This window comes from Coxiella endosymbiont of Dermacentor marginatus, assembly GCF_907164955.1.
Taxonomy (GTDB): Bacteria; Pseudomonadota; Gammaproteobacteria; order Coxiellales; family Coxiellaceae; genus Coxiella.
Genome location: NZ_OU015521.1, coordinates 282,035 through 304,658 on the forward strand (window position 1 = coordinate 282,035; position 22,624 = coordinate 304,658).

Genomic DNA, 22,624 nt, shown 5'->3' on the forward strand with positions numbered 1-22,624 from the left:
TAATAAAGTTATGGGATGTAAGCTGTTTTTATAATAATGGCACCGGGTGCATTTTAATAACAGTGTTTATTTTTTAGTTTATGAGTTGTGCTTTTCTTAGATTATAGTTCTATCATGCTTATGCTCCAGATGTACTTCAAGTTAGGAGCAAATACACTTTTGTAGATTTTTCATCCCGGACTATATGAATATTTATTTAGATTTTAAACATGATTGTGTCAACGCTCATACCGTTTTATTATTTGTTCAACGAGACATCTGACAAGACAACCCGACCCTATTGTTAGGATTTAGAATAACTTGTGTTTTTACTGTTAATATGCAAAAGCCCTTTTAGGTTAGAAGTAATTAAAATGAAATGTTGTTTACAGAAAATGCAAATATATCTTAGTTTCCAATCTTTTTTCATAATTTTTTAAATAAACCTATTTGCAGATTCATAATTATTATTGTTAAGTATCAGTATTGTTATAACAGGCAATTTAGTAACACAATAAATAAAACTATATCAAACCAAATTGAATTTCTATCGGTACTTGAAATAGCGATTTAAGAAGGTGTTTGCTTTAAATGAATGCATGTGTGTTTTCCATTAACAAATCGATTATTGTATAACTTATTGTATAAATACTCGGAAAATACTTCTTTATTTAATTTGTCTTCAATACAAATATTCACACCTATTCCCTATGTTTCTCAAATATTCTATAAACAACTAGAATATAACCAGAATAAAGAATTTAAAGTTGAGATATCTATAAAGACGCTCTGCACTATATTTCAATCATTTCAAAATCTGACTTCATCGCGCCACACTCAGGACAAAACCAACTTTCAGGCACGTTATCCCATCGTGTACCAGGAGTAATACCATCTTCGGGCCAGCCTTTTTCTTCTTCATAGATGAAACCGCATAATAAGCACATGTATTTTTTATATGGCATAATAAAGCACCTTTAGTTTCGGATAGTTTCAGAGGATGAAGATAGTCGACCACTCTGCCTGTACTTTTTGATAGAACCCAGAATTATATGCCAGATTATGTCAATCTGCTAGTGCAGAGGTGAAGGGTTTTTTTACTGGGAGAAAAGCAACTGTGATTTATCAAAACTTAGTATCTATACTTACTTGATGTTAACAATGATCGTTACATTCATTATGGAAGGAGCTATAGCTAATGAAGTGAAATTAACTTCAGCCATCTAGGAATTTATACCCTTACTGAAAAGAGGTGTGTACGGTGAAAACTTTAGCACCAACGCAAAGCTATCTTATGAAAAAACTTCAATTGGCTACAGAGGTTGATAGGTCAGGACAAAATTATTAATTTGAAGATTGTTACTAATGATCAATGGTCTCCTCATAAAAGCTAATTTAAGGTTCTTACTTTAAAGCCACTCTAGTTCTTCCCTACGTGCCAATGAAAAACTACTCCAGATAATTTGTAACTGTTACTTTAAATAACTTAGATTTGATTCTGTCGCTTTTCGAAAAGCTTCCTAATGAAATTATACAGTCATCGTAAAACCAATTTACAGATAATATAAATTTAGTTAGTCTCAACGCTTTTGAATTGCTTAAATTATCGAGAGAACTCCACAATTTCATTATAGCAGCTTGTTAATTTTTAATGAAGTAATGATTGAGATTCCGAGTGATAAAGGGTAGCGAACAAAATTTATATAAAATCAAATCAGATCTTGCTGTTTTTGGTAAAACTATTGGAGGAGAAATACTATTCTCTGAGGCTTATTTATTAAGAAGAGACATAACACACTATGGATTATCCACTACTTGGAGAGCAGCCCTCTAGGCATTATGCGCTAAAGAGGAGAGTATTACCCAGGAATCTCGTCTCCATTTCTGCTAGTTTGTTCACTTTTAAAGAAATTGAGAAAGAAAACTTTTTCTGTTTTTAAGAAAATAGAGCGCTTAATTCTAAGCATTTTATCGCTAATTTTAGAAAAACGCATTAACTGCCGTTTGTTACGAAATTTTTAGTTTTTTCATACCCGCAGGAAAAAACACCCACTGAGATTTGGATATTATTTAAATCTTATTACTATGAATAACTACTAATAGAAAAATACTATCGATGATAGGTTTCTTTCGTAATGCCGATCTACGTTGTATAACCGAAAGTATACAAACTTTTATCAGGGTTTATGACACCTGTGTTGTTTTTCGTAGGTAGTTAATTAATATATTACAGGTATTAATCATGAAGGTTAGAAACATGATTGTGACGCTTAAAAGCCATTTTAGAGTTTCTATTATAAATGAGTTAGAATTTTTTCCCAGATAATCATTACTAAGTTTCTTATCAATTTTCAAGACTAAAAAACTTCGTGAATTTTTTGAATTTTGGATATAAGGTTTTCTTGTGTGTTACAGAACTACGTATGACTTTTACCGCTCGACAGTTACGACGGATACGGGTCCCCCTCACCCCCTGTTAACCGCTTATTTGTTATGATTATTACTTTTACTGTATAAATCATTCGAAATTTAAGGAGTTAAGATATTCTATACTTGAGTAAGGGTCACTTAAAAAGATTCGCTCCCGGACTACCACTTGTACATACCCTCTAAAATTGCTTTCAACGCTAATTGAATTGGACGTTAGTCCCTTTTCTCTATATCTTAGTTGTCAATGGTCCATCGAAGCAAAACCATCATATCTGTTGATTATAGTTAACATTTAACATTTGATTAAATGTTAAATGTTAACAAACACTATCTTGAAAGAAATTCTCAGTAGAGTATAACAATATTTTTCTTTTAAGGATGATTATCTTAATCTTAGGACTGCCTAACCAATTTACTCTAAGGTAATGATTAATAATCGAAAAACAAACACGATTGAGGCGCAATGCACAGGAGAGTGTGCCAATAAGGAAAACTCAAATCCAGTGGAATCTAGCGGGTTTGTGCAGGATTCTTATCTTCTGAAATGTTGGTACCGCCATCAATGTATTATTTAGTAGCCATACATAAACAATTATCAGTCTCCATAATATCACAAATGATTATAATACATACACAGCATTATAAAAAACTCAATAACATCTATCTTATCGGTCCAATGGGATCTGGTAAAACTAGTGTGGGTAAACAGCTTGCTAATTTAATTGGAAATCGTTTTTATGATTCAGATATCGAAATTGAAAAGCGTACTGGTTTAAACATCCCATGGATTTTCGAACATGAAGGAGAAAAAATATTTCGTAGACGAGAAACCGAGATAATTTCTTCATTGTGTAAACTCAATAATATTATTTTATCCACGGGAGGTGGAGCTGTATTAATTGAAGCTAACCGCCACCATTTGTCTAAAAATGGCATCGTCGTTTATTTAACGGTCTCCGCAGAGACACAATTAAAACGTATCACCTGTACAGATAAATCTCGCCCTCTCTTTATCAAGCATAATTCAAAAGAAAGACTTCAGAAACTCAATAAAGAACGTGAAATTCTGTATCAAACTATTGCAGATTTCACCTATTCGATGGATAGTTTAAAACCTCATCATCTAGCTATTCGAATTTTGATGGATATTAAAAAATTTATAAAGTGCGCTTATGAATACCACTTGTCTTTTCGTTAACATCAAAGAATCTCGCTATCCAATTTATATTGGTATAGATCTTTTAAAGAATAAAACACTTCTTTATCAATATATTAAAGGTCATCAAATAATGATTGTAACTAATAAAACAATTGCGCCATTCTATCTTGAATCACTGAAAATTATTTTTTATGATTTTCAGTGTGATCAATTTCTCTTACCCGATGGAGAGCAATTCAAAGATATCAGACATTGGAAAAAAATTCTAAATAAGCTAATTACAAGTAATCATCATAGAGATACTACTTTAATTGCTTTAGGAGGTGGTATTGTAGGTGATTTAACGGGCTTTGTTGCAGCATGTTACCAACGAGGCGTGGATTTTATCCAACTGCCAACAACTCTCCTCGCTCAAGTTGATGCCTCTATTGGTGGTAAAACTGCTGTAAATCATCCGTATGGTAAAAATCTCATTGGAGCATTTTATCAGCCTAAAGCAGTAATTGTTGATCTGAATACACTCAATACCCTACCTCAACGTGAATTTAACGCAGGAATTTCTGAAATTATTAAAGCCGCCCTCATTTACGATAAGGAATTTTTTATTGATCTTGAAAAAAATATTACTTCTTTATTAAAAAGAGATTTAAATTATCTGCAAACTACTATTAAACGAGCTTGTGAAATCAAGCGCGATATTGTTAATGCTGATGAGAAAGAGAAGACCGGTCAACGCGCTCTCTTGAATTTAGGTCACACTTTTGGTCATGCTATTGAACAACTATTAGGTTATGGGTATTGGCTCCATGGCGAAGCTGTAGCAGTAGGATTGGTATTGGCAGCTGAATTATCTTGTTACTTAGGGCTTATCAGCTCTTATGAAGTAAATCGTATTCGAGAGCTGCTTCAAAAAGTTCCTTTACCTACTCAATTACCTAAAGAGATCGATCAAGATTCTCTATTGATCACTATGTATAGGGATAAAAAAGTAATGAATGAGCGCCTGCACCTTGTGTTATTAGAACGGATTGGCCGTGCCATCATCTCGGATTAAATTAATGACGATACTTTACAGTTTCTAAGATAACGTAGTTTTCTTTAAATCAGCTAAAGAAAATTTCTAACAAAACACAATAACATTAAAATTTTATTAGTTCTCATCGATTAGCTATCAGGGGTATAAATTCCATCTAAACAACGATACTTGCTGATGAAAAATATGAGTTCGGTTTAACTCACGGCAGTGCTAATATTGAAAGAATAAAAACAATTCTAATCAGTATTATCAAACTATAAAAAAGCCTACCAACGCTATTTTCACTATGTTTCTAATATCAGAAAGTCACCTGAAATAACCATTTCACGGACTAGTACAATTGCTACAAGCAAATAAACGGCTACAGTCTATTTCTAAATTCATCATAAGAAAATAAATTAAATAGGTAGACGATATGTTGTTTAAGAAGCAGAGCATCAAAACACACCACCGTAACTTAATTATCGCTCGAAAAAATAGTACACCTACTATTAATAAACACTATAATAACATTACACGAAGGCCTTTTATTCAAAGGACAGCTTCTTAATAGCGTATAATCCCAGTTTCTCTATTTTTACGTCTTTTTTAAGTTAATTCAACATTTTTTAAGTTAGTTGACAACAGGCCAAATAGTTCATTTTTGAAGAGATATCAGGCTTTTCCGCTGTTAAAAGGATGCGTTCAAGTCTGATTATAATAGTAGGAATCTACCAGTAATATCCGCTAGGTATTACTGGTAGAATAGCCGCGAGAGAGTGTAACTTTATAATCATTACGAAATTGTCGGGTTATCTATCTTACTTATTTTAGCATCAACTGTATGTTTAAATTCGATTGGCATCTTATACAAACATTATTTTGATGGTTGTACAAAACTACTTACAACAAAGAATTGTACAAACAGGAAGATAAAAATTAATGATAGTCTAATTATTACTGACTACTGATCTTAGTTTAATTTGCATATTAAAACTGCGCAACCTTATTAACCCCAAATTTTTAGGTTCTAAGAAATCTTTCACCATGTATAATCTAACATTAAAGTTTTGTTAGTTTTAAGAAATATCACAACTGAATGCGTTATTTTAGTAAACACATGCGAAACACTTATACTCCACAGCCTAAGACTTAGAAATTATTTAGGACGGTGACTACTTATCTGGGCATCCTCCATCTCAAAGGTCGTATATACGAGCATCATAAATTTTTTTAGGAAAAATAAAAATGGATAAATATGCAATTATTGGCAATCCTATTAATCATAGTTTGTCACCTATTATTTTTCAGGCTTTTGGAGAGCAAACCCAACAAGTATTTCATTATCTAAAAATAAAAACATCTTTTAACAATTTTTCTAAGGTATTAAAAGAATTTCAAAAAGAAGGAGGCAAAGGAGTCAATATCACTTTACCTTTCAAACGTGCAGCCTATAAGCTATTGAATAAACAGAGTTGGGAAGCAAAAGAAGCGCAGGCTGTGAGTGCTTTGCAATTTCTTAACGACGGCAGCATTTATGGTGTTAATTATGATGGTTTAGGGTTAATACGAGATTTAACGCGCAACCATGATATTGCTCTTGCTCAAAAATCAATTCTAATTCTAGGAGCAGGTGGGGCCACTCAAGGAATTTTAGGATCATTAATAAGTACTTCGCCGCAGAAAATTGTCATAGTAAATCGCACAGTTTCTAAAGCATGCGAATTAGCTTCACATTTCTATTCACGCAGTGAGCTTCGAGGCATCGGTTATGATGATTTAAAGCCAATGCCTTATGATATTGTCATTCATGCTACTAGTTTGGGTCACCAAGGTAAGTATCCACAGTTTCCAGCTGCTATTATTGGACCTCAGACCTACTGTTATGATCTTTCTTATGGCAAAATTGCTGTACCATTTTTAAAATGGGCTAAGCTTCAAGGTGCTAATAAATGTTTTGATGGCTTAGGCATGCTAATAGAACATAATGCTGCTCTTTTTTATTTATGGTTCGGGATTTATCCAGATACGTCATATGTTTTCAAAAAGCTGAGTACATATTGTTAAGATATCTCTTAAATAAGCACTAAGTTAATTTCATAATTTGCTAGATTTTCAAAAACCCCTAATAAAATATAAAACGAATATAAATATGTACTTAACGAATATATATTTTCAGTTTTGGTGAGAGAAAATTATTCGATTTATGAGTTAATCCTGTCGCTATTTTTGATTCTAAATAAATTACACGTTAAATTGATTGCATGATTAATAGACTAATTTGAACTACTTTTGGAAAGCGACGACTATGCAATAGTTTTAGGAAGGTTTATCTCAAGAAACGAGAAAGGCTTGAGGATAGACTTTTTATCAGGTATTATCTCAACTGGAGGGTAAGCAATCACTCTTATTTTAATTATGCATTAAGGTCTTTATAGAAAAATAGTTCTTTCCTCTTATTCTATGTTCGTTTCAATCTCTCTGTCAGCACAGAATAGATAAATTCCCTAATTCAGCCATACATTTTGTGCAAGTCTAACCGTACAAAAAACTTGATTAAAATAATTTGTATTATAATAATAGGAAAGAAAACTACTTCCTAAAAAATTTAAGATACTGATTATTATACAGATTCAGATTTTTCTCAATAATTTTTTGGAGTTGTAGGCTTAGTACTTGTGTATAACCATTGAAAATGATTAAGCTTGTTACGAGTCTTAGCAATATAAAGATAAAAAAAAGAACTAAGAGTTAATCGATTAAAATAACACATGGCCAACTACTAACAGTAGAAAACTAAACGTTTTGAAAAGATATTTTTACCTGTTCACTGCAAGGTGAGTTAATTCTCGAAGATTTTTCTGTAATACTTTTCCTATTTCAAGATTCCATTGGTATTTGAATTAAGTTTTTCTTTAATAATGGATAATTGTTTCATCAGTTTGTAAATTTAATTTCTCTTCTGATACTATAACCCGTCTAAGGATCATGGTGTCTTTTGTTAGGTTTTTAATTTCATAATATTGGTAAATTGTGTGCACTTTTAATTAATCTGGATTTTCCTTATAGAAATGAAATCCATTTACGGGTTAATCAGCTTACTAAATCACGACTGTTATTCTATAATACTGCTATAGTCAATCAGTCCCTGACAAAATAAATAAAGATTTAAAAGCTATTAAAAAGATGATTGAGGCAAGGCTCAAGAAGTTGATATACTAATTTTATGTTACCGCAGACTGCAATTTTAAATACATTTGGCTGTTCTCCTGTTCAACTGCTGCGACGTCACAAAGAGAAAGTATATAATTTTGTGAAATTGCCTCTTTGTTTTTTCAATATGCTTACCGTGCGAGATTGGAAACAAATCTCGAGCTTGCAACAAAATATTACTCAATTTGAAACTAAGAATGATAAATTAAAACATGATTTTCATTATCATTTCTCCAGAATTTTGTTTCCTCCGCCTACTCCTCTTAATGATTTGCTAATCATCTTTCTAGAAAAGCAGATTAAAATAGCCAACACTATAAAGAATATTTCAGTAATTATAGTCGAACGTCGAATGGAAATTCTTTCACCTCTTCTCATAACCAAACTTAAAAATTCCTTTCAAGCACAAGAAGTTATCAATTTCATTGATAACTTCTTAGCTTTAAGTTTTCAAAGAAAACAAGAAAATGATGTGGATAAAATAATTCAGAAACTTAATGATATTAAGTATCAGACCAACCAACTACAAATTCAAGTACAACAACAACCTTTTCAAATCAAAAATACTTTATTGCCCATAAATGTAATCTTTTTATATAAAATAATAAAAAATCAGCTTCTTAAAAAGACTGGTAATTATTTGCAATTATCAATGGCAGGTTAGATAATGACACTTGCTTCTTATGAAGCTTTAAAAGAAATTCAACATCATGCTCCTGATTTTCGGCCTCGACTGGCTATTGTTCTAGGTTCAGGTTTGGGTGAACTAACCAACCAAATTGAAGAACCCATCATTATTTCTTACCATCAGTTACCGGGTTTCCATAAGCCAAAAATCGAAGGCCATGCTGGTAATCTCTATTTAGGAAAAATAAAGGGCATTCCGGTAGCTTGCTTACGAGGGCGCACTCACTACTATGAAGGTGTTGATAATAATCCTATAAAAACTATGGTCCGTACTTTTAAATTGCTGGGATGTGAAGCTTGGTTAGCTACTAATGCTTCTGGTTCCTTACGAGAAGATATTAAACCAGGCAGTTTAGTTTTAATAAAAGACCACATAAATTTTCAATTTAATAATGCTCTGGTGGGTCCCAATGAAGATGATTTCGGACCCCGCTTTGTTGGTATGGAAGATACTTACGACCCAATTTTTCGTATTAAATTTTCCAAAATCGCAGACCAATTATCTATCAACTTGCCGGAAGGAGTTTATATTGGTGTCTTGGGACCGGCTTTTGAAACACCTGCCGAGATTAAAGCCTACCGCATTCTAGGTGCGGATGTAGTGGGTATGTCTACTATTCCAGAGGTGATTATCGCTCGACATTGCGGAATGCGTGTTGCAGTAATTTCAGTCGTCAGCAATTTTGCTTCCGGAATGATGGAAGAAAAAACTACTCATGAACAAACATTACGTGGAGTAAAATTAGCTACAGAAAATTTGACTAGATTAATCTTAACCTTTATTAAGCAATATCTCTCTCTACTATGAAAACTGAAAATACTAATAAAACCTAATCTCTTTACTTAGATTTAATTGGTTTAATAACAAAGATATTGTACAAGCTATTGAGAAACTATGCTATAAAAGCGAAAACCCTCTATGATTTTATAGTATCTACAAATCTGATGAAATGTTTACGCTCTGTCTATTTCGTTAAAATTATTATCGAAATAGACTCTGATTGATTATGATATTATTTTAGAACTATCAATTTTTTTCTATTTAGAATATGGAAAATTTTATCAAGACCCTAAAGAAAAATAGCCAAAAGGCTGTTCTGGAAATTGCTAAAAATCAAAACCATCTCACTCCTCTTTGATAAGAACAAATTTGCTCTTTAATACTTCCGGACGATCTAATACGTTCCTTATAAATTTCATAACTTCTTCCACTTAATCAAATCATACTAAAGATATGATGAATGAAACACATAAATCTTTTTTATTATGATCTAAGATCAATCTTTTTCCAGGCAAAGTAAAATTAATTCATACATTATATAGTTTTTCTTAGCATTAATGATATTTAAAAAATTCTAAAGCTACATATGACAAGAAACAATTTTATTGGGATATCAATCTAAGTTTATCGGATTTTTACAAATTTGATTTTCATTCAGTTCTATAACTTCAAAAACCTTTATTCAGTAAGTTATTTATCTTAAAATATTAAGAAATCTGTTATGAATGTTATGAAATCATTTCTGTGTTACTTAAACTCAAAAAAAGTAGAGTTCCCACTGAATGATTTTTTCATCCCAATTCCTAGATGAGCGAATTTTAGAGCAGTTTTCTTCAAATGTACCATCTGATTAAATCAAATTTTTAAATTTAATTATCTTGAACTTTGTCAAAGATTCTATTAATACAGATGTTTAAAACTATAGAAAAATAAATCTGATTTGATTCTATAAGCTTTTAATGAGAGATAATTCCGAAATATGAATACTTTAAAGCTTATTTAAGACTAGTTTTGAAAATAAAATTCAAGACCAATACCTTAATTAGGTTACTCTCTTCATCTTTAATTAAAATAATTTTTAATAAAGAAAAAATTAAAAATGATTAAAAGTTATTAAAAGATAAAATATTTCTTCTGTTTAGGTACATGCCGCCTAGGCATAATCTCTTTTATTCATCTTAATTCCTAATTCCTACTCCCTAATGATATTGAGGATTTTATTGTGTTTTCATCTTGAACTTCAAGCTTAGATCTTTAAGAGACGTTAAGCATACTACTCTTTCTTAATCTTTTCTGTTTCTGATACTTTTATTCTCTCCTCGTTTTGAATACGCTGATAAATTTCTTCCCGATGAACTGGGATATGTTTCGGTGCCTCGATACCAATTCGTACCTGATTACCCCGAATTTCCAAAACTGTTATAACAATCTTTTCGTTGGATAAATCGCTCTGGAGGGTAATTGCACGTGCCAAGGTTTCAGTTGTTTCAGTTTTTATTTTTTCATCTTTCCCAATGATCAAACGTTGACCGAGCGTTCTTGTTAGGACTAACATGATAAACTTCCTTTATCTTAGGCCACCTCTTACAGAAACCGGTGGCAGTTTCACGTAGAACTTCCTTTTTGTAATCTCCTTTTAGAAATCTCACTAGATTTTAACCAGAGAGCATCCGTAAAATAAGGTTCAGATCGAGCCATTTTATACCTAGGATAGTGAGAAGTGCAAGAGTTCAATTTTTTATATAAAAACTCATGAGTTATCCTTAATGCGCTCTTCTATAAAATTTAACACCAGAAGAAGTTCCAACAATTAAAGTATCTGCAGGACGGTAAGCAAACAGTCCATTACTGACAATGCCAGGGATATCATTCAAAGTGCTTTCTAGATCTATTGGATCAAGAATATTTAAATTATAAACATCTAAAATAACATTACCGTTATCTGTAATAAACCCTTGACGATAAACAGGATCACCTTTTAATTTCACAATTTCACGCGCAACAAAACTTCTGGCCATAGGAATAACTTCGAGAGGTAAAGGAAATTTACCTAAAATATCAATTTGTTTACTTTCATCAACCAAACAAATGAAATGCTCTGAAGCAGCAGCGATAATTTTTTCACGTGTCAGTGCACCTCCTCCACCCTTGATAAGATAAAAATGTTTATTAAATTCATCTGCCCCATCTATATACACTTTCAAATTTGAAACAGAATTGAGATCAATTAATGGAATGCCTTTTTCTTTTAAGCGTTTTTCTGTAGTAACAGAACTAGCTATTGCTCCATCAATTTGTTGTTTCATCTCAGAAAGTGCATCGATAAAGTAGTTCACAGTGGAGCCAGTTCCAATGCCGATGATATCGGTATTTTTAATATATCGAATGGCTTTAAGCGCCGCCATCTTCTTAAGATTATCTTTTGACATTCTTCCTCGCTTCTAATTAACTGTAAACTTCTGACGTTTTCTCACTGCTTCAGTGTTGGTGAATATGATAATGGTTCCATTAAATCCACGTGCGATCTCTAAACATCATCAATAATACTTTATAACTACATCCGCTGATATTCTCCAAAGAGATTTTTCATTTTTACAACTGCTTGAAACAACTGATAGCTATTACCTAAAACAACTACTACCCGAAATTAAACGTATGTATACCTCAATTATTCTGAATTGGAAAAGGTGATAAATTACCTCATAAGCACAGCAAATTTACTGAAACGAAATACGTTACCGCCTTAAGAGCAAGCCCAGCCTTATAGAATCATAGAATCGGAAAGTGAAAAACAACCTTCGCCGAACTACTTCATGCATTCAAATTTAAAATAATCATCAGAATATCTGTTGTAAAAGATCCTTCGATAAAACACTGAGTTTATATCAAAGACTGATACCCATCTGTAATATTAGACTGTTGAGCTTGTCCTGTTTGGTCAAATCCACATATTTAAGAACACTGTAACAAAGATAACTCAAGTAAATATTATATATGATAACTCGCTTTAAGCACGGTGTTTATTTAAATAATAAAATGTGTCTATTAAAATCATTTTTACTTTTATTATGAAGGAGAATAAAAACTATCAACGAATATGAGCTATCACATCTATCAATCTATAGATTGAATAAGTTAAGAGAGATTGGAGATGTGAAGATTAAATAAAATGAGTTAATACCGGTGATTTGGATAAAGAACTATGGAACCCAAAAAGAGAGGCTATTCTTTATCCAACTGAATTAATTTAACGATTAGATTATTCGAAGTGCACTACATTTTATCAAATCTATAACTCTAAAAGAGAAAAACTCTTAAAAAGCCTTCAATAATCTTTAAGAATACATGTATAAAAAATGACGTTGCAAAGAATTCTTAGAAGAACAGAAAAGAGCAACTAAAAGCTTAGCTTTGCATCTATGAAGTTGGAACTAGTAATTCACCTTATATTAGTACAATATTTGACCTCAAGTTTTTCTATTTAATTTTAAATAATAAGTCCCTTTTGGCAATCAAATCAAATCCAACCAAGTATTTCTTTTTTCCTCCACTCTCTATGAAAAAGAGAAGTGTTAACTACCGGGGAGAGCCTAGACGGAATTATTAGAAACCGGAATTAAGGCGTTACGATAGCTTATATAATATGTTCCTTACGAATCTCTTACTGGACTTAAAGGATCTAAGATGGAAGATTCTAAAATCCCTTTCAGATAGGAAGTATTTATGGTAGGGTTTATTTTCCAATTAGGTTGATAACAATAATTACTTTTTTAATTAAAAATTACCTAATTAATGACATATAAATTGTCTGTCTTTTTAAGCAATCTTTAGGATATGAAATTGTAAACCTTCTGAATACAATGCCTATTTTACTCATAAAGAATAGTAACTTACTGCTTTAGAGTTTGTGCGAGCGATACTCGATACTCTACATCTACGAAGCAAGACTATACTCTGTCATAATATGCTGATATAAACTTCTCGATCCTGCTAGGAAGCTGGTAGGAAGTAAGATATTTCATATTTATTGACCATAACATAACATCTTACAGATGTGCTCTTGTATAGAAATATCTGAGTTTTTTAATTGGAATTGGAATATAAAATAAGACAAGGGAATAATTCGTCCGGAATTGTGTTGCTGAATTTAATGAGTACTATCTAGATTTTTACGATCGAAGCAATAAAAACTTTCTCATGAAAGACAGAATTGATATTCTTTTTCGAATCCACAAATTTCACTTACCAATATGCTTTTTTAACTAAAAGTAAAGCTGTGATTTTTTTAAAAAAAACCGTCCTTGATTTAATGTTAATTAATTTCATTAGATAATCAGAAGAATAACCTGCTAAAATGTTTTTTCAGGATTTCTTTTTTGGACAAAACCAACCTTTAATAGTATGTTGACGCTTGCGAGCTAGGGTCAATTGATGTGGTAGAACGTCTTGAGTGATTGTAGAACCAGCTCCAATGGTTGCTTCTTCTCCTACAGTTAATGGAGCAACAAGAGAAGTATTTGAGCCTATGAAAGCACCATCTTCAATTTTCGTTTCCCATTTATTAACCCCATCGTAATTACAAGTGATCGTTCCTGCGCCAATATTGACATTTTTTCCAATTGAGGCATTACCGAGGTAGGTTAAATGATTAACTTTACTATTGAATCCTAAAATTGTTTTTTTAATTTCTACGAAATTTCCTACTTTAACCCCCTTTTTCAAAACGCTGTTAGGTCGAATTCGGGCAAATGGACCAACATTACAATGGGCTGCAATACGTGCGCCTTCAATAATGCTGTTTGAATAAATTTTTGCATCATTACCGACTGTAACGTTCTTCAAGATAACATTAGAGCCAATTCTAACATTAGCTCCTAGTTGAATTTTTCCTTCTAAAACCACATTAACGTCGATAAAAACATCTTGGCTAATCTGAATATTTTCTCCTCGAATATCAACTCGGTTTGGATCGGCCACTGTCGCCCCAGCCAAAACTAATTTTTTAACCATTAATCGTTGATAATAACGTTCCAGGCGAATCAATTCCCAACGGTCGTTGATACCCTGTACTTCTTCATGAAAGGAAGGCTTAATACTTTTTATAGAACAGCCCATAGTCGCCGCTAAAGCTATCATATCCGTAAGATAGTATTCTTTTTGACGATTATTGTTGATTATATGAGATAACCAGTTTTTTAAATTCTCTGTTGAAGCAGTCAGAATACCAGTATTAATTTCGCATATTTTTCGTTGTTGATCGTTCGCATCTTTATGCTCAACAATTCTGATGATATTTCCATATTCATCACGAATAATTCGTCCAAAACTATGAGGATTGGGTGATTCAGTAACGACCAATCCTAGTCCATCAGTAGGCGTGCTTTGTAATAAATATCTGAGTGTTTGAGAAGAAATGAGTGGAACATCTGCATATAAAACGAGAATTCGATCTTTATTCCAACAAAGAGGGATAGCTTGCAACAAGGCATGACCTGTGCCTAATTGCTTTTCTTGTTCGACCCAATTAACGGACAAGTAACCTAATTTTTCTCGGATCTGACGTCCATCATCAGTACTATAGACCACATGAATTCTATCAGCATCTAAAGTTTGTGCCGTCTTCACCACGCGCTCTAAAAGAGGGATCCCACCTAATGGGTGCAAGACCTTTGGAATACTCGACGCCATTCGCTTTCCCTTACCCGCTGCTAAAATAACGACGATTAATCTCATTCGACATCTACCATTATGGATATTTAACCTTTTGCGCGTTTACGAATCATCTGAATGGCTCGCAACTTGGCAGTAGCTTCTGCTAGCTCTGTCATTGCGCGTAAATATTCGATTCCTATCCTTTGATTACTCAATTTTTGCTCTGCTTCTTTTTTGGCAGCAATCGCAGAGACCTCATCCAAATGAGCAACTCGTAAAGCTGTATCTGCCAAAACGGTTACAACTTCCGGCTGGACTTCTAACATTCCTCCAGATATATAAAACACTTCTTCTTTACCGTTTTCTAAAATTGTACTGATTTGTCCTGGCTTCAAAGAGGTTAAGAGCTGCCGATGGCCTGGATAGATTCCCAGCTCGCCCATTATACTACCTGTGACAATAATTTTTTCAACTCTTCCGCTAAATATAGCCGCTTCAGCTGAAACTATTTCTAATTGCATTGTTTTAGTCATAATTTTCTACGAGTCAAATAATTTCCAAATTTCCTTCTCGAATATCTGAACTTAGAAATTTTTCCTTCAGTGACTACCGACTATCATTCCTTATGATTTTTCAGAAAAGACGTTTCGAAATCACTTGCAATATTATTAAAGACTTCACCTCTTCAGTTACTTTTTTCGATCGTTCCAGTCATATAAAAAGCTTGCTCAGGAAGATCATCATATTCCCCATTAATAATACCCTTAAACCCACGAATGGTATCGCGCAGCGCAACGTATTTACCCGGAATTCCTGTGAATACTTCAGCAACAAAGAAAGGTTGAGAAAAAAAGCGTTGAATTTTACGAGCTCGACGGACAGAAAGCTTATCGTCTTCGGAAAGTTCATCCATTCCTAAAATAGCTATAATATCTTTCAATTCTTCATACCTTTGAAGCGTTTCTTGAACACCTCGCGCAACTCGATAATGCTCCTCACCAATGAGCAACGGATCAAGTTGCCGACTAGTGGAATCAAGGGGGTCAATTGCTGGGTAAATACCCTGTTCGGCTATTTGACGGGAAAGTACTATCGTGGCATCTAGGTGAGCAAAAGTAGTTGCTGGTGAAGGATCTGTTAAATCATCAGCAGGTACATATACCGCTTGAATAGAAGTAATGGAGCCTGTTTTAGTAGAGGTAATTCGCTCTTGGAGTACACCCATTTCTTCAGCCAATGTTGGTTGATAACCGACTGCGGATGGCATACGACCAAGAAGCGCGGAAACCTCTACACCTGCTAATGTGTAACGGAAAATGTTATCAATAAATAATAATACATCACAACCTTCATCTCGGAAGGCTTCCGCTAAGGTAAGTCCGGTCAAACCAACACGTAATCGGTTACCTGGAGGTTCATTCATTTGTCCATATACTAAAGCTACTTTATCTAGTACTTTAGATTCTTTCATTTCATGATAGAAATCACTCCCTTCTCGAGTCCGTTCTCCTACACCGGCAAAAACTGAATAACCACTGTGTTCAATAGCAATATTACGAATTAATTCCATCATATTAACAGTCTTACCTACACCTGCGCTACCAAAAAGACCAACTTTTCCCCCTTTTGCAAAAGGACACAGTAGATCAATCACTTTAATTCCGGTTTCTAATAATTCCGTAGTACTCGATTGTTCGATGAAAGAGGGGGCAGAACGATGGATAGGAAATCGATCTTTTGCACTGATAGGACCAGCGTCATCAATTGGATCTCCTAAGACGTTCATAATACGCCCTAACGTTTTTTCTCCCACTGGGACTTCAATCGGTCTTTCGGTATTTACTACAGTGATACCTCGTCTTAATCCTTCGGTAGTTCCCATAGCAATAGTGCGGACTACACCATCTCCCAGCTGCTGTTGAACTTCCAATATTAAGTGATTATCAATAACCTGAAGGGCATCGTAAATCTTAGGAACAGCCTTGCGCGAAAACTCCACGTCAACCACAGCGCCGATAATTGCGGTGATAGTACCGGTCATTGTCATTTGCTTTACCTCATTTTTCTCAATTTATTCCACTGCTGTAGCACCTGAAACAATTTCTGCGATTTCTTGCGTTATTCCAGACTGACGTGCTTTGTTATACATTAGCTGCAGCTCATCAATTAATTGTCCAGCGTTTTCTGTCGCATTTTTCATAGCCACTCCGCGTGCACTTTGTTCACAAGCGATGTTCTCAATGATGGCCTGATACACTTGCGATTCAATATACCGCACTAATAACATTTCTAATAAATCTTTAGAGGCATCGTCGGGTTCATAAATATAATCCCAATAACCTTCCTTAAACTTTTTCTTATCAATCATCAAGGGGAGCAGTTGGCGAATAATCGGTTTTTGGATCATTGTATTTACAAATTTATTGGTAGCAATGTAAATAGCATCGATTTTTTTTTCATTAAACCGATCTAATATCACTTTTACTAACCCGATTATATTTTGTACTTTGGGTTTATCGCCTAAATAATCCGATATAGCTATAACATTTCCTCCATGACGCTGAAAAAAAGTCTTACCTTTACGGCCAATAATACATAAATCAATTTCAATATTCCGTTCCTTCCATTTTTTCATTTCTGCTACAGTGGTGCGAAATAAATTAATATTTAATCCACCACATAAACCTCGATCGCTACTTGCTATGATGTAACCTACGCGCTGAGTTATTTCACGCCGTTCTAAATAAGAATGAATATATTCAGAATGACTTACAGCTACATGACTAATAACTTTGCGAATTTTGTTGGCGTAAGGACGAGACATTTCCATGCGATCCTGTGCTTTTCGCATCTTACTTGCTGCCACAAGCTCCATTGCTCGCGTAATTTTTTTTGTGTTTTTAATACTAGCAATCTTGCTACGTATTTCTCGTGTTTTAGACATAATTGTAAAATTAATTCAGATCTGATATTAACAATAAATTTGTGTTTCCTTAAATTCCTCTATAACAGTTTTAATTTTTCCAATCACTTGTTCAGAATAATTTGGATTTTTGTTAATTTCGTCTAATAAATCTTGATTCTGATGATCATGTAAAAAACTCAGTAAAGATTTTTCAAAATCTACTACTTTTTTCAACTCTACATCATCTAAATAATTATTATTCACGACGTACCATAAAATAGCCATTTCCGCAACGCTTAGAGGCTGGTATTGAGGTTGTTTTAGTACTTCCATTACTCGTTGGCCGTGCTGTAATTGTTTACGAGTAGTTTCATCTAAATCAGAAGCAAACTGAGCAAAAGCTTCTAATTCTCGATACTGCGCTAAAGCAATCCGCAATCCACCAATTAATTTTTTAATAATTTTATTTTGTGCGGCACCGCCCACTCGCGAGACAGATAAACCAGCATTAATAGCAGGACGAACACCAGCATTAAATAAATTAACATCCAAGTAAATTTGGCCATCTGTAATGGATATCACATTTGTTGGAATGAACGCCGAAACATCACCTGCTTGGGTTTCAATAATAGGTAGTGCAGTAAGCGAACCGGTTTTATTTTTTACTTTTCCCTTTGTAAATTGCTCTACATACTGCTCATTAACATGAGCCGCTCTTTCTAATAATTGGGAATGCAAATAGAAGATATCACCAGGATAGGCTTCACGTCCTGGCGGACGACGTAATAAAAGGGATATTTGACGATATGCCCAGGCCTGTTTAGTTAAATCATCGTAAATAATTAACGCATCTTGCCCGAGATCTCTAAAATATTCTCCCATTGAACATCCCGCATAGGGTGCTAAATATTGTAAAGCAGCTGCTTCTGAAGCACTTGCATTCACGACAATAGTATATCCCATCACCCCATGTTCTTCTAATTTTCGAACAACAGCTGCAACAGAAGATTGCTTTTGCCCAATAGCAACGTAAATACATCTCACCCCGGTATTTTTTTGATTAATGATCGTATCAATAGCAATGGCAGTTTTTCCAGTTTGACGGTCACCAATGATCAATTCTCGCTGACCACGACCAATGGGAACCATCGCGTCGATTGATTTAATCCCAGTTTGCAAAGGTGTATCTATGGATTTTCGAGTAATTACGCCGGGCGCGACTTTTTGAATCGAGGAAGTAAGTATAGTGTCAATAGGACCCTTTCCATCAATAGGTTCACCAAGAGCATTTACTACTCGTCCTAATAAAGCTTCACCTACTGGAACTTCTAAAATTTTCCCAGTACAACGGACTGCCATCCCCTCCTCTAAATGTTTATACGGACCCATTACAACCGCACTGACAGAATCATACTCGAGGTTAAATACTAAACCAAAGGTATTTTTCGGAAATCTGATCGTCTCTCCAAACATGACATCACGTAGCCCATAAATTTGAACAATTCCATCCTTGAGGCTAACGATAGTACCTTCTGTGCGTTCTTCAGCTTTAATACTGAATCTTTCAATACGCGATTTAATAATGTTACTAATTTCAGCTGCTCGTAATTGCCTTGTCATAAACATTACCTACCTCTTTAAATTTTCCATCAATCGGGCCAGCTTTCCTTTGATAGAACCATCTATAACCCAATTATCGACACGAACAATAGCGCCTCCCACCAAAGATTCGTCAGTTGTGATTTTTAATTTAACTTTGGCATTAAATCGTTTTTCTAGTTTCTTTTTAATTTGTTTCCGTTGGTTATTACTTAAAAGGAAAGCTGATATAACCTCGGCTTCTGTTATCCCTTTATAATCATTTAAAATCTTACTATAAAACAAAGCAATATCGGGTAAAGCAATTAATCTTTTTCCATCTATCAGCAATTGAAGAAAATTTCTCAACTTCTCTTTTACAACATGGATAGTCTTTGGTTCAATTTCGTGAAGCAATTTAAGAAATACATCTTTTATTTCTTCATCTGAAATGTTAGGATTATCAATCACTGAACCTATTGATCTATTTTTAATAATTTTTGCAAGGACATTTAATATTACCAACCAAGAGGTCAATTGATCATTCTCTTTAGCTTCCATAAAGAGTGCCTTGGCATAAGGCCTTGCAAGTTTTAAATGCGCAACCATCCTTAAATCTCACTAACTAATTCATCGACTAAATGATCATTACTAGCTTTATTTACTTCACGTTGCAAAATCTTTTGAGCACCTGCTATAGCGATGTCAGATACTTGCTGAAGCAATTCAATCTTTGCTGTGTTGTATTCTTGTTTAATGTTACTTTTAGCTAACTTCAGAAATTGCATTCCTTCTTCGTGCGCTTTATTTTTAGCAGACTCAATAATATGATTTGCGCGTTGATTTGCTTTTTCAATTATCTGAGCTGCTTGTGCCTTTGCCTCTATCAGCTCTTCTTTTGCCTTAATTTTTGCAAGCTTAAGTTCATTATAGCCTTTTTTCGCAGCAAATAATCCATTCTCAATATTTTTACGGCGCATTTCAAGGGCTTTTATTATTGGTGGCCATAAAAACTTCATTGTAAGTCCAACAAATACTATGAAAACAAACAATTGCACAATCAACGATGCATTAATATCCATTCTTAACTTACCCCTGTTACTTTATATTTACACACCAAAAATTAAGCTCAGTTATTGACCAATAGTAGTTTTTCCTACAGCTTCCATTAAGACATTCAAAAATGGATTTCGAGCAAAAATCAAAATCAACCCCATTACCAATGAGATGGCAGCAAATGCATCCACTAATCCTGCCATTAAAAACATGCGAATCATCAACATAGTCGATAATTCAGGCTGTCGAGCTACCCCTTCCAAGAACTTCCCACCGAGTATACCAAATCCGATAGCTGTTCCCATTGCTGCAAGCCCAATAAATAAGCCTGCTGCAATCGCTGAAAACCCCTGCACGCTTGAGATTAACTGAGCGATATTCATTAATTTCTCCTCTTTATATTTATTAATTTAATGTGATTCTGCTGCAAGACTGATATACACAACCGTCAGCATCATAAAAATAAATGCCTGAACTGTGATCACTAACAAATGGAATACCGTCCAAACTATGCCTAATGTAAACTGACTCCACCAGGGTAACAATGCAATTAACATAAAAATTAATTCCCCTGCAAAAAGATTTCCGAAAAGCCGCAATCCTAAGGAAATCGGTTTAACCCCTTCATCAATCAAACGAAAAATCACATTAATAGGGATAAGATACCAGCCAAACGGTTGGCTTAAAATTTCCTTCCCTAAACCAATAGCACCTTTTATTTTAAAATTATAAAAAATAACTAAAATAAAAACGGTAATCGACATAGCAAAGGTTAGAGTATAATCTGCTGTAGGGACTGCTTTGAAATGGTTTATACCAATAAAATGAAATAAGTGGGGTATTAAATCAACGGGTATAAGATCCATAAAATTCATTAAAAACACCCAAATGAAAATAGTCAGTGCTAGAGGTGCTACTAAGCTCCGATCACCATGAAAAGAACCTTTAACTGTTTTATCGACTGTTTCCACAACCATTTCCACAAAATTTTGCCATTTTCCTGGGATATTTACTGTTGCATTCCGTGCAATCATATAAAAGAGAGTAAGAAATAAGAGGCCGAGTACTATAGAAACAATGAGAGTATCAAGATTAAGTGTCCAAAAACCTCCATTCGTGAATGTAAGATTATGCAGGTTTAGTGTCCAATGGACCATATGATTCTGAACATATTCCGCTGGTGTCAAGTTAATCTGTGTATTCATTAAAATTCTATCTAAACTTAAATAACTAATGGTGCAAGCCAAAATCCAAACTGAGCTCCTACAAATCCAATGATAAAAGATACAATAGAGACTGGGACATATAGGATAATTATAATTACTAGTCCAGCACTTAGTATCAATTTGATCAATTCTCCTATATAGAAATTAACCATGAGTTGTTTAACTGCTTGAAGGCTTGTGGTATCAAACAAACGACGAGCAAAATAAAGGCTGGGCAACAGGCAAGCCATGCCTCCTAAAAGTACAGATAATCCCTCCCCTGGTCCTTTGATCCACCACCAAAAGGCAACGATAACAATGACTATTGCTTGCAGCCCAACTAACCGATAAGCAATTAAGCGTATGGACTGTGCTGCTTTATCAGAAGGAGACTTTTGATGTACAAACACTTCCGTCACCGAAAAACGATTAGACCTTCCGAGTATATAGATTTTTAGAAGGAGTAGCAACATTACTTCAGAAATGTGATTCCTTAATCTAAGTCGATAAAGTAGGTTGATATATTAGCATCTCTAAAATTTTTCTTTCGCGTCTTTGGAATAAATGGAAACAGATATAGAATCATAAAAATTAATTAAGAGTATTAAAAATATAAAGAAGATAGTTCTGCAATGTCCACGGGACACTACGCAATGCTATTGAAACTAGAAAACATTACGATGATTATAGTAAAAAGAAATATTAGTAGCTAATATATTGATTAATTTCATTATATTTCAATAGACAATACTTTGCCCTTACAAAAGAAAGGAAAGCTGTCTAATAATTTTTATGAATGATATTATTTTAGATGGTTCTCTTTTTCTACTTTAAATAAATTTCACAAATTCCACGATTAAAAAATATAAAGAGAAATCTTACGCGGTTCTATCTGAAACTGAAATTTATTCTCATCAATCCTGGTATGACAAGCAGAAACAGAGCGATAATAAAAAAATAACAA

17 protein-coding genes and 1 pseudogene are annotated in these 22,624 nt (G+C 33.8%); 5 read left to right on the forward strand and 13 right to left on the reverse strand.

The features are described 5' to 3' along the window. Positions 1-773: 773 nt before the first annotated feature. Positions 774-944, reverse strand: a complete 171-nt coding sequence (locus ONG85_RS01100) for a rubredoxin (RefSeq protein ID WP_264435746.1) — start codon at positions 942-944, stop codon at positions 774-776. A 2,081-nt stretch (positions 945-3,025) separates the two neighbouring features. Between ONG85_RS01100 and ONG85_RS01105 the strand changes: the two genes are divergently transcribed. The 5 genes from ONG85_RS01105 to ONG85_RS01125 all read left to right on the forward strand — a co-directional run bounded on the left by ONG85_RS01105 (position 3,026) and on the right by ONG85_RS01125 (position 9,291). Next, a complete protein-coding gene (locus ONG85_RS01105) occupies positions 3,026-3,607 on the forward strand; it encodes a shikimate kinase (protein ID WP_264435747.1) in 582 nt (193 codons plus the stop codon). After that, the gene (aroB, locus tag ONG85_RS01110; RefSeq protein WP_264435748.1) at positions 3,582-4,622 is read left to right on the forward strand and encodes a 3-dehydroquinate synthase; all 1,041 of its coding nucleotides are present in this window, start codon (positions 3,582-3,584) and stop codon (positions 4,620-4,622) included. Before ONG85_RS01105 ends, aroB begins: the two co-directional genes overlap by 26 nt. Positions 4,623-5,831: 1,209 nt before the next feature. Continuing rightward, positions 5,832-6,650: a shikimate dehydrogenase gene (gene aroE, locus ONG85_RS01115; protein WP_264435749.1), complete on the forward strand. Its 819-nt coding sequence runs from the start codon at positions 5,832-5,834 to the stop codon at positions 6,648-6,650. A gap of 1,159 nt (positions 6,651-7,809) precedes the next feature. Further along, the gene (locus ONG85_RS01120; RefSeq protein ID WP_264435750.1) at positions 7,810-8,460 is read left to right on the forward strand and encodes a DUF47 family protein; all 651 of its coding nucleotides are present in this window, start codon (positions 7,810-7,812) and stop codon (positions 8,458-8,460) included. Between the two features lie 3 nt (positions 8,461-8,463). Continuing rightward, positions 8,464-9,291: a purine-nucleoside phosphorylase gene (locus ONG85_RS01125; protein ID WP_264435752.1), complete on the forward strand. Its 828-nt coding sequence runs from the start codon at positions 8,464-8,466 to the stop codon at positions 9,289-9,291. Between the two features lie 1,246 nt (positions 9,292-10,537). Here ONG85_RS01125 and ONG85_RS01130 read toward each other — a convergent pair. The 12 genes and pseudogenes from ONG85_RS01130 to ONG85_RS01185 all read right to left on the reverse strand — a co-directional run bounded on the left by ONG85_RS01130 (position 10,538) and on the right by ONG85_RS01185 (position 22,133). Continuing rightward, complete coding sequence (locus tag ONG85_RS01130) at positions 10,538-10,819, reverse strand: carbon storage regulator (protein WP_264435753.1); 282 nt, start codon at positions 10,817-10,819, stop codon at positions 10,538-10,540. A gap of 208 nt (positions 10,820-11,027) precedes the next feature. Further along, positions 11,028-11,693, reverse strand: a complete 666-nt coding sequence (gene rpiA, locus ONG85_RS01135; RefSeq protein ID WP_264435754.1) for a ribose-5-phosphate isomerase RpiA — start codon at positions 11,691-11,693, stop codon at positions 11,028-11,030. Between the two features lie 1,933 nt (positions 11,694-13,626). Next, positions 13,627-14,997 carry a bifunctional UDP-N-acetylglucosamine diphosphorylase/glucosamine-1-phosphate N-acetyltransferase GlmU gene (glmU, locus tag ONG85_RS01140; RefSeq protein WP_264435755.1) on the reverse strand — a complete coding sequence of 457 codons (1,371 nt, stop codon included), beginning with the start codon at positions 14,995-14,997 and terminating at the stop codon, positions 13,627-13,629. 23 nt (positions 14,998-15,020) lie between these two features. Continuing rightward, on the reverse strand, positions 15,021-15,449 hold the full coding sequence (locus tag ONG85_RS01145; protein ID WP_264435756.1) for a F0F1 ATP synthase subunit epsilon: 429 nt from the start codon (positions 15,447-15,449) through the stop codon (positions 15,021-15,023). 100 nt (positions 15,450-15,549) lie between these two features. Further along, positions 15,550-16,963: pseudogene (atpD, locus tag ONG85_RS01150) on the reverse strand (F0F1 ATP synthase subunit beta). Between the two features lie 24 nt (positions 16,964-16,987). After that, entirely contained in the window at positions 16,988-17,860 is an 873-nt protein-coding gene (gene atpG, locus ONG85_RS01155) for a F0F1 ATP synthase subunit gamma (protein WP_264435758.1), read from the reverse strand. Positions 17,861-17,887: 27 nt separating this feature from the next. Continuing rightward, a complete protein-coding gene (gene atpA / locus ONG85_RS01160; RefSeq protein ID WP_264435864.1) occupies positions 17,888-19,441 on the reverse strand; it encodes a F0F1 ATP synthase subunit alpha in 1,554 nt (517 codons plus the stop codon). A 9-nt stretch (positions 19,442-19,450) separates the two neighbouring features. Further along, on the reverse strand, positions 19,451-20,008 hold the full coding sequence (locus tag ONG85_RS01165; protein WP_264435759.1) for a F0F1 ATP synthase subunit delta: 558 nt from the start codon (positions 20,006-20,008) through the stop codon (positions 19,451-19,453). Positions 20,009-20,010: 2 nt separating this feature from the next. Beyond that, entirely contained in the window at positions 20,011-20,481 is a 471-nt protein-coding gene (locus ONG85_RS01170) for a F0F1 ATP synthase subunit B (protein ID WP_264435760.1), read from the reverse strand. A gap of 51 nt (positions 20,482-20,532) precedes the next feature. After that, the gene (gene atpE, locus ONG85_RS01175; RefSeq protein ID WP_264435761.1) at positions 20,533-20,838 is read right to left on the reverse strand and encodes a F0F1 ATP synthase subunit C; all 306 of its coding nucleotides are present in this window, start codon (positions 20,836-20,838) and stop codon (positions 20,533-20,535) included. 27 nt (positions 20,839-20,865) lie between these two features. Next, positions 20,866-21,660, reverse strand: a complete 795-nt coding sequence (gene atpB, locus ONG85_RS01180) for a F0F1 ATP synthase subunit A (RefSeq protein ID WP_264435762.1) — start codon at positions 21,658-21,660, stop codon at positions 20,866-20,868. Positions 21,661-21,677: 17 nt separating this feature from the next. Continuing rightward, on the reverse strand, positions 21,678-22,133 hold the full coding sequence (locus ONG85_RS01185; RefSeq protein ID WP_264435763.1) for an ATP synthase subunit I: 456 nt from the start codon (positions 22,131-22,133) through the stop codon (positions 21,678-21,680). Positions 22,134-22,624: the final 491 nt, after the last annotated feature.

What these genes read in the sequence shown, in the direction of transcription:
- ONG85_RS01100 (WP_264435746.1), bottom strand. Translation starts at nt 944, where the DNA reads ATGCCATATAAAAAATACATGTGCTTATTATGCGGTTTCATCTATGAA.
- ONG85_RS01105 (WP_264435747.1), top strand. Translation starts at nt 3,026, where the DNA reads ATGATTATAATACATACACAGCATTATAAAAAACTCAATAACATCTAT.
- aroB (WP_264435748.1), top strand. Translation starts at nt 3,582, where the DNA reads ATGAATACCACTTGTCTTTTCGTTAACATCAAAGAATCTCGCTATCCA.
- aroE (WP_264435749.1), top strand. Translation starts at nt 5,832, where the DNA reads ATGGATAAATATGCAATTATTGGCAATCCTATTAATCATAGTTTGTCA.
- ONG85_RS01120 (WP_264435750.1), top strand. Translation starts at nt 7,810, where the DNA reads ATGTTACCGCAGACTGCAATTTTAAATACATTTGGCTGTTCTCCTGTT.
- ONG85_RS01125 (WP_264435752.1), top strand. Translation starts at nt 8,464, where the DNA reads ATGACACTTGCTTCTTATGAAGCTTTAAAAGAAATTCAACATCATGCT.
- ONG85_RS01130 (WP_264435753.1), bottom strand. Translation starts at nt 10,819, where the DNA reads ATGTTAGTCCTAACAAGAACGCTCGGTCAACGTTTGATCATTGGGAAA.
- rpiA (WP_264435754.1), bottom strand. Translation starts at nt 11,693, where the DNA reads ATGTCAAAAGATAATCTTAAGAAGATGGCGGCGCTTAAAGCCATTCGA.
- glmU (WP_264435755.1), bottom strand. Translation starts at nt 14,997, where the DNA reads ATGAGATTAATCGTCGTTATTTTAGCAGCGGGTAAGGGAAAGCGAATG.
- ONG85_RS01145 (WP_264435756.1), bottom strand. Translation starts at nt 15,449, where the DNA reads ATGACTAAAACAATGCAATTAGAAATAGTTTCAGCTGAAGCGGCTATA.
- atpG (WP_264435758.1), bottom strand. Translation starts at nt 17,860, where the DNA reads ATGTCTAAAACACGAGAAATACGTAGCAAGATTGCTAGTATTAAAAAC.
- atpA (WP_264435864.1), bottom strand. Translation starts at nt 19,441, where the DNA reads ATGACAAGGCAATTACGAGCAGCTGAAATTAGTAACATTATTAAATCG.
- ONG85_RS01165 (WP_264435759.1), bottom strand. Translation starts at nt 20,008, where the DNA reads ATGGTTGCGCATTTAAAACTTGCAAGGCCTTATGCCAAGGCACTCTTT.
- ONG85_RS01170 (WP_264435760.1), bottom strand. Translation starts at nt 20,481, where the DNA reads ATGGATATTAATGCATCGTTGATTGTGCAATTGTTTGTTTTCATAGTA.
- atpE (WP_264435761.1), bottom strand. Translation starts at nt 20,838, where the DNA reads ATGAATATCGCTCAGTTAATCTCAAGCGTGCAGGGGTTTTCAGCGATT.
- atpB (WP_264435762.1), bottom strand. Translation starts at nt 21,660, where the DNA reads ATGAATACACAGATTAACTTGACACCAGCGGAATATGTTCAGAATCAT.
- ONG85_RS01185 (WP_264435763.1), bottom strand. Translation starts at nt 22,133, where the DNA reads ATGTTGCTACTCCTTCTAAAAATCTATATACTCGGAAGGTCTAATCGT.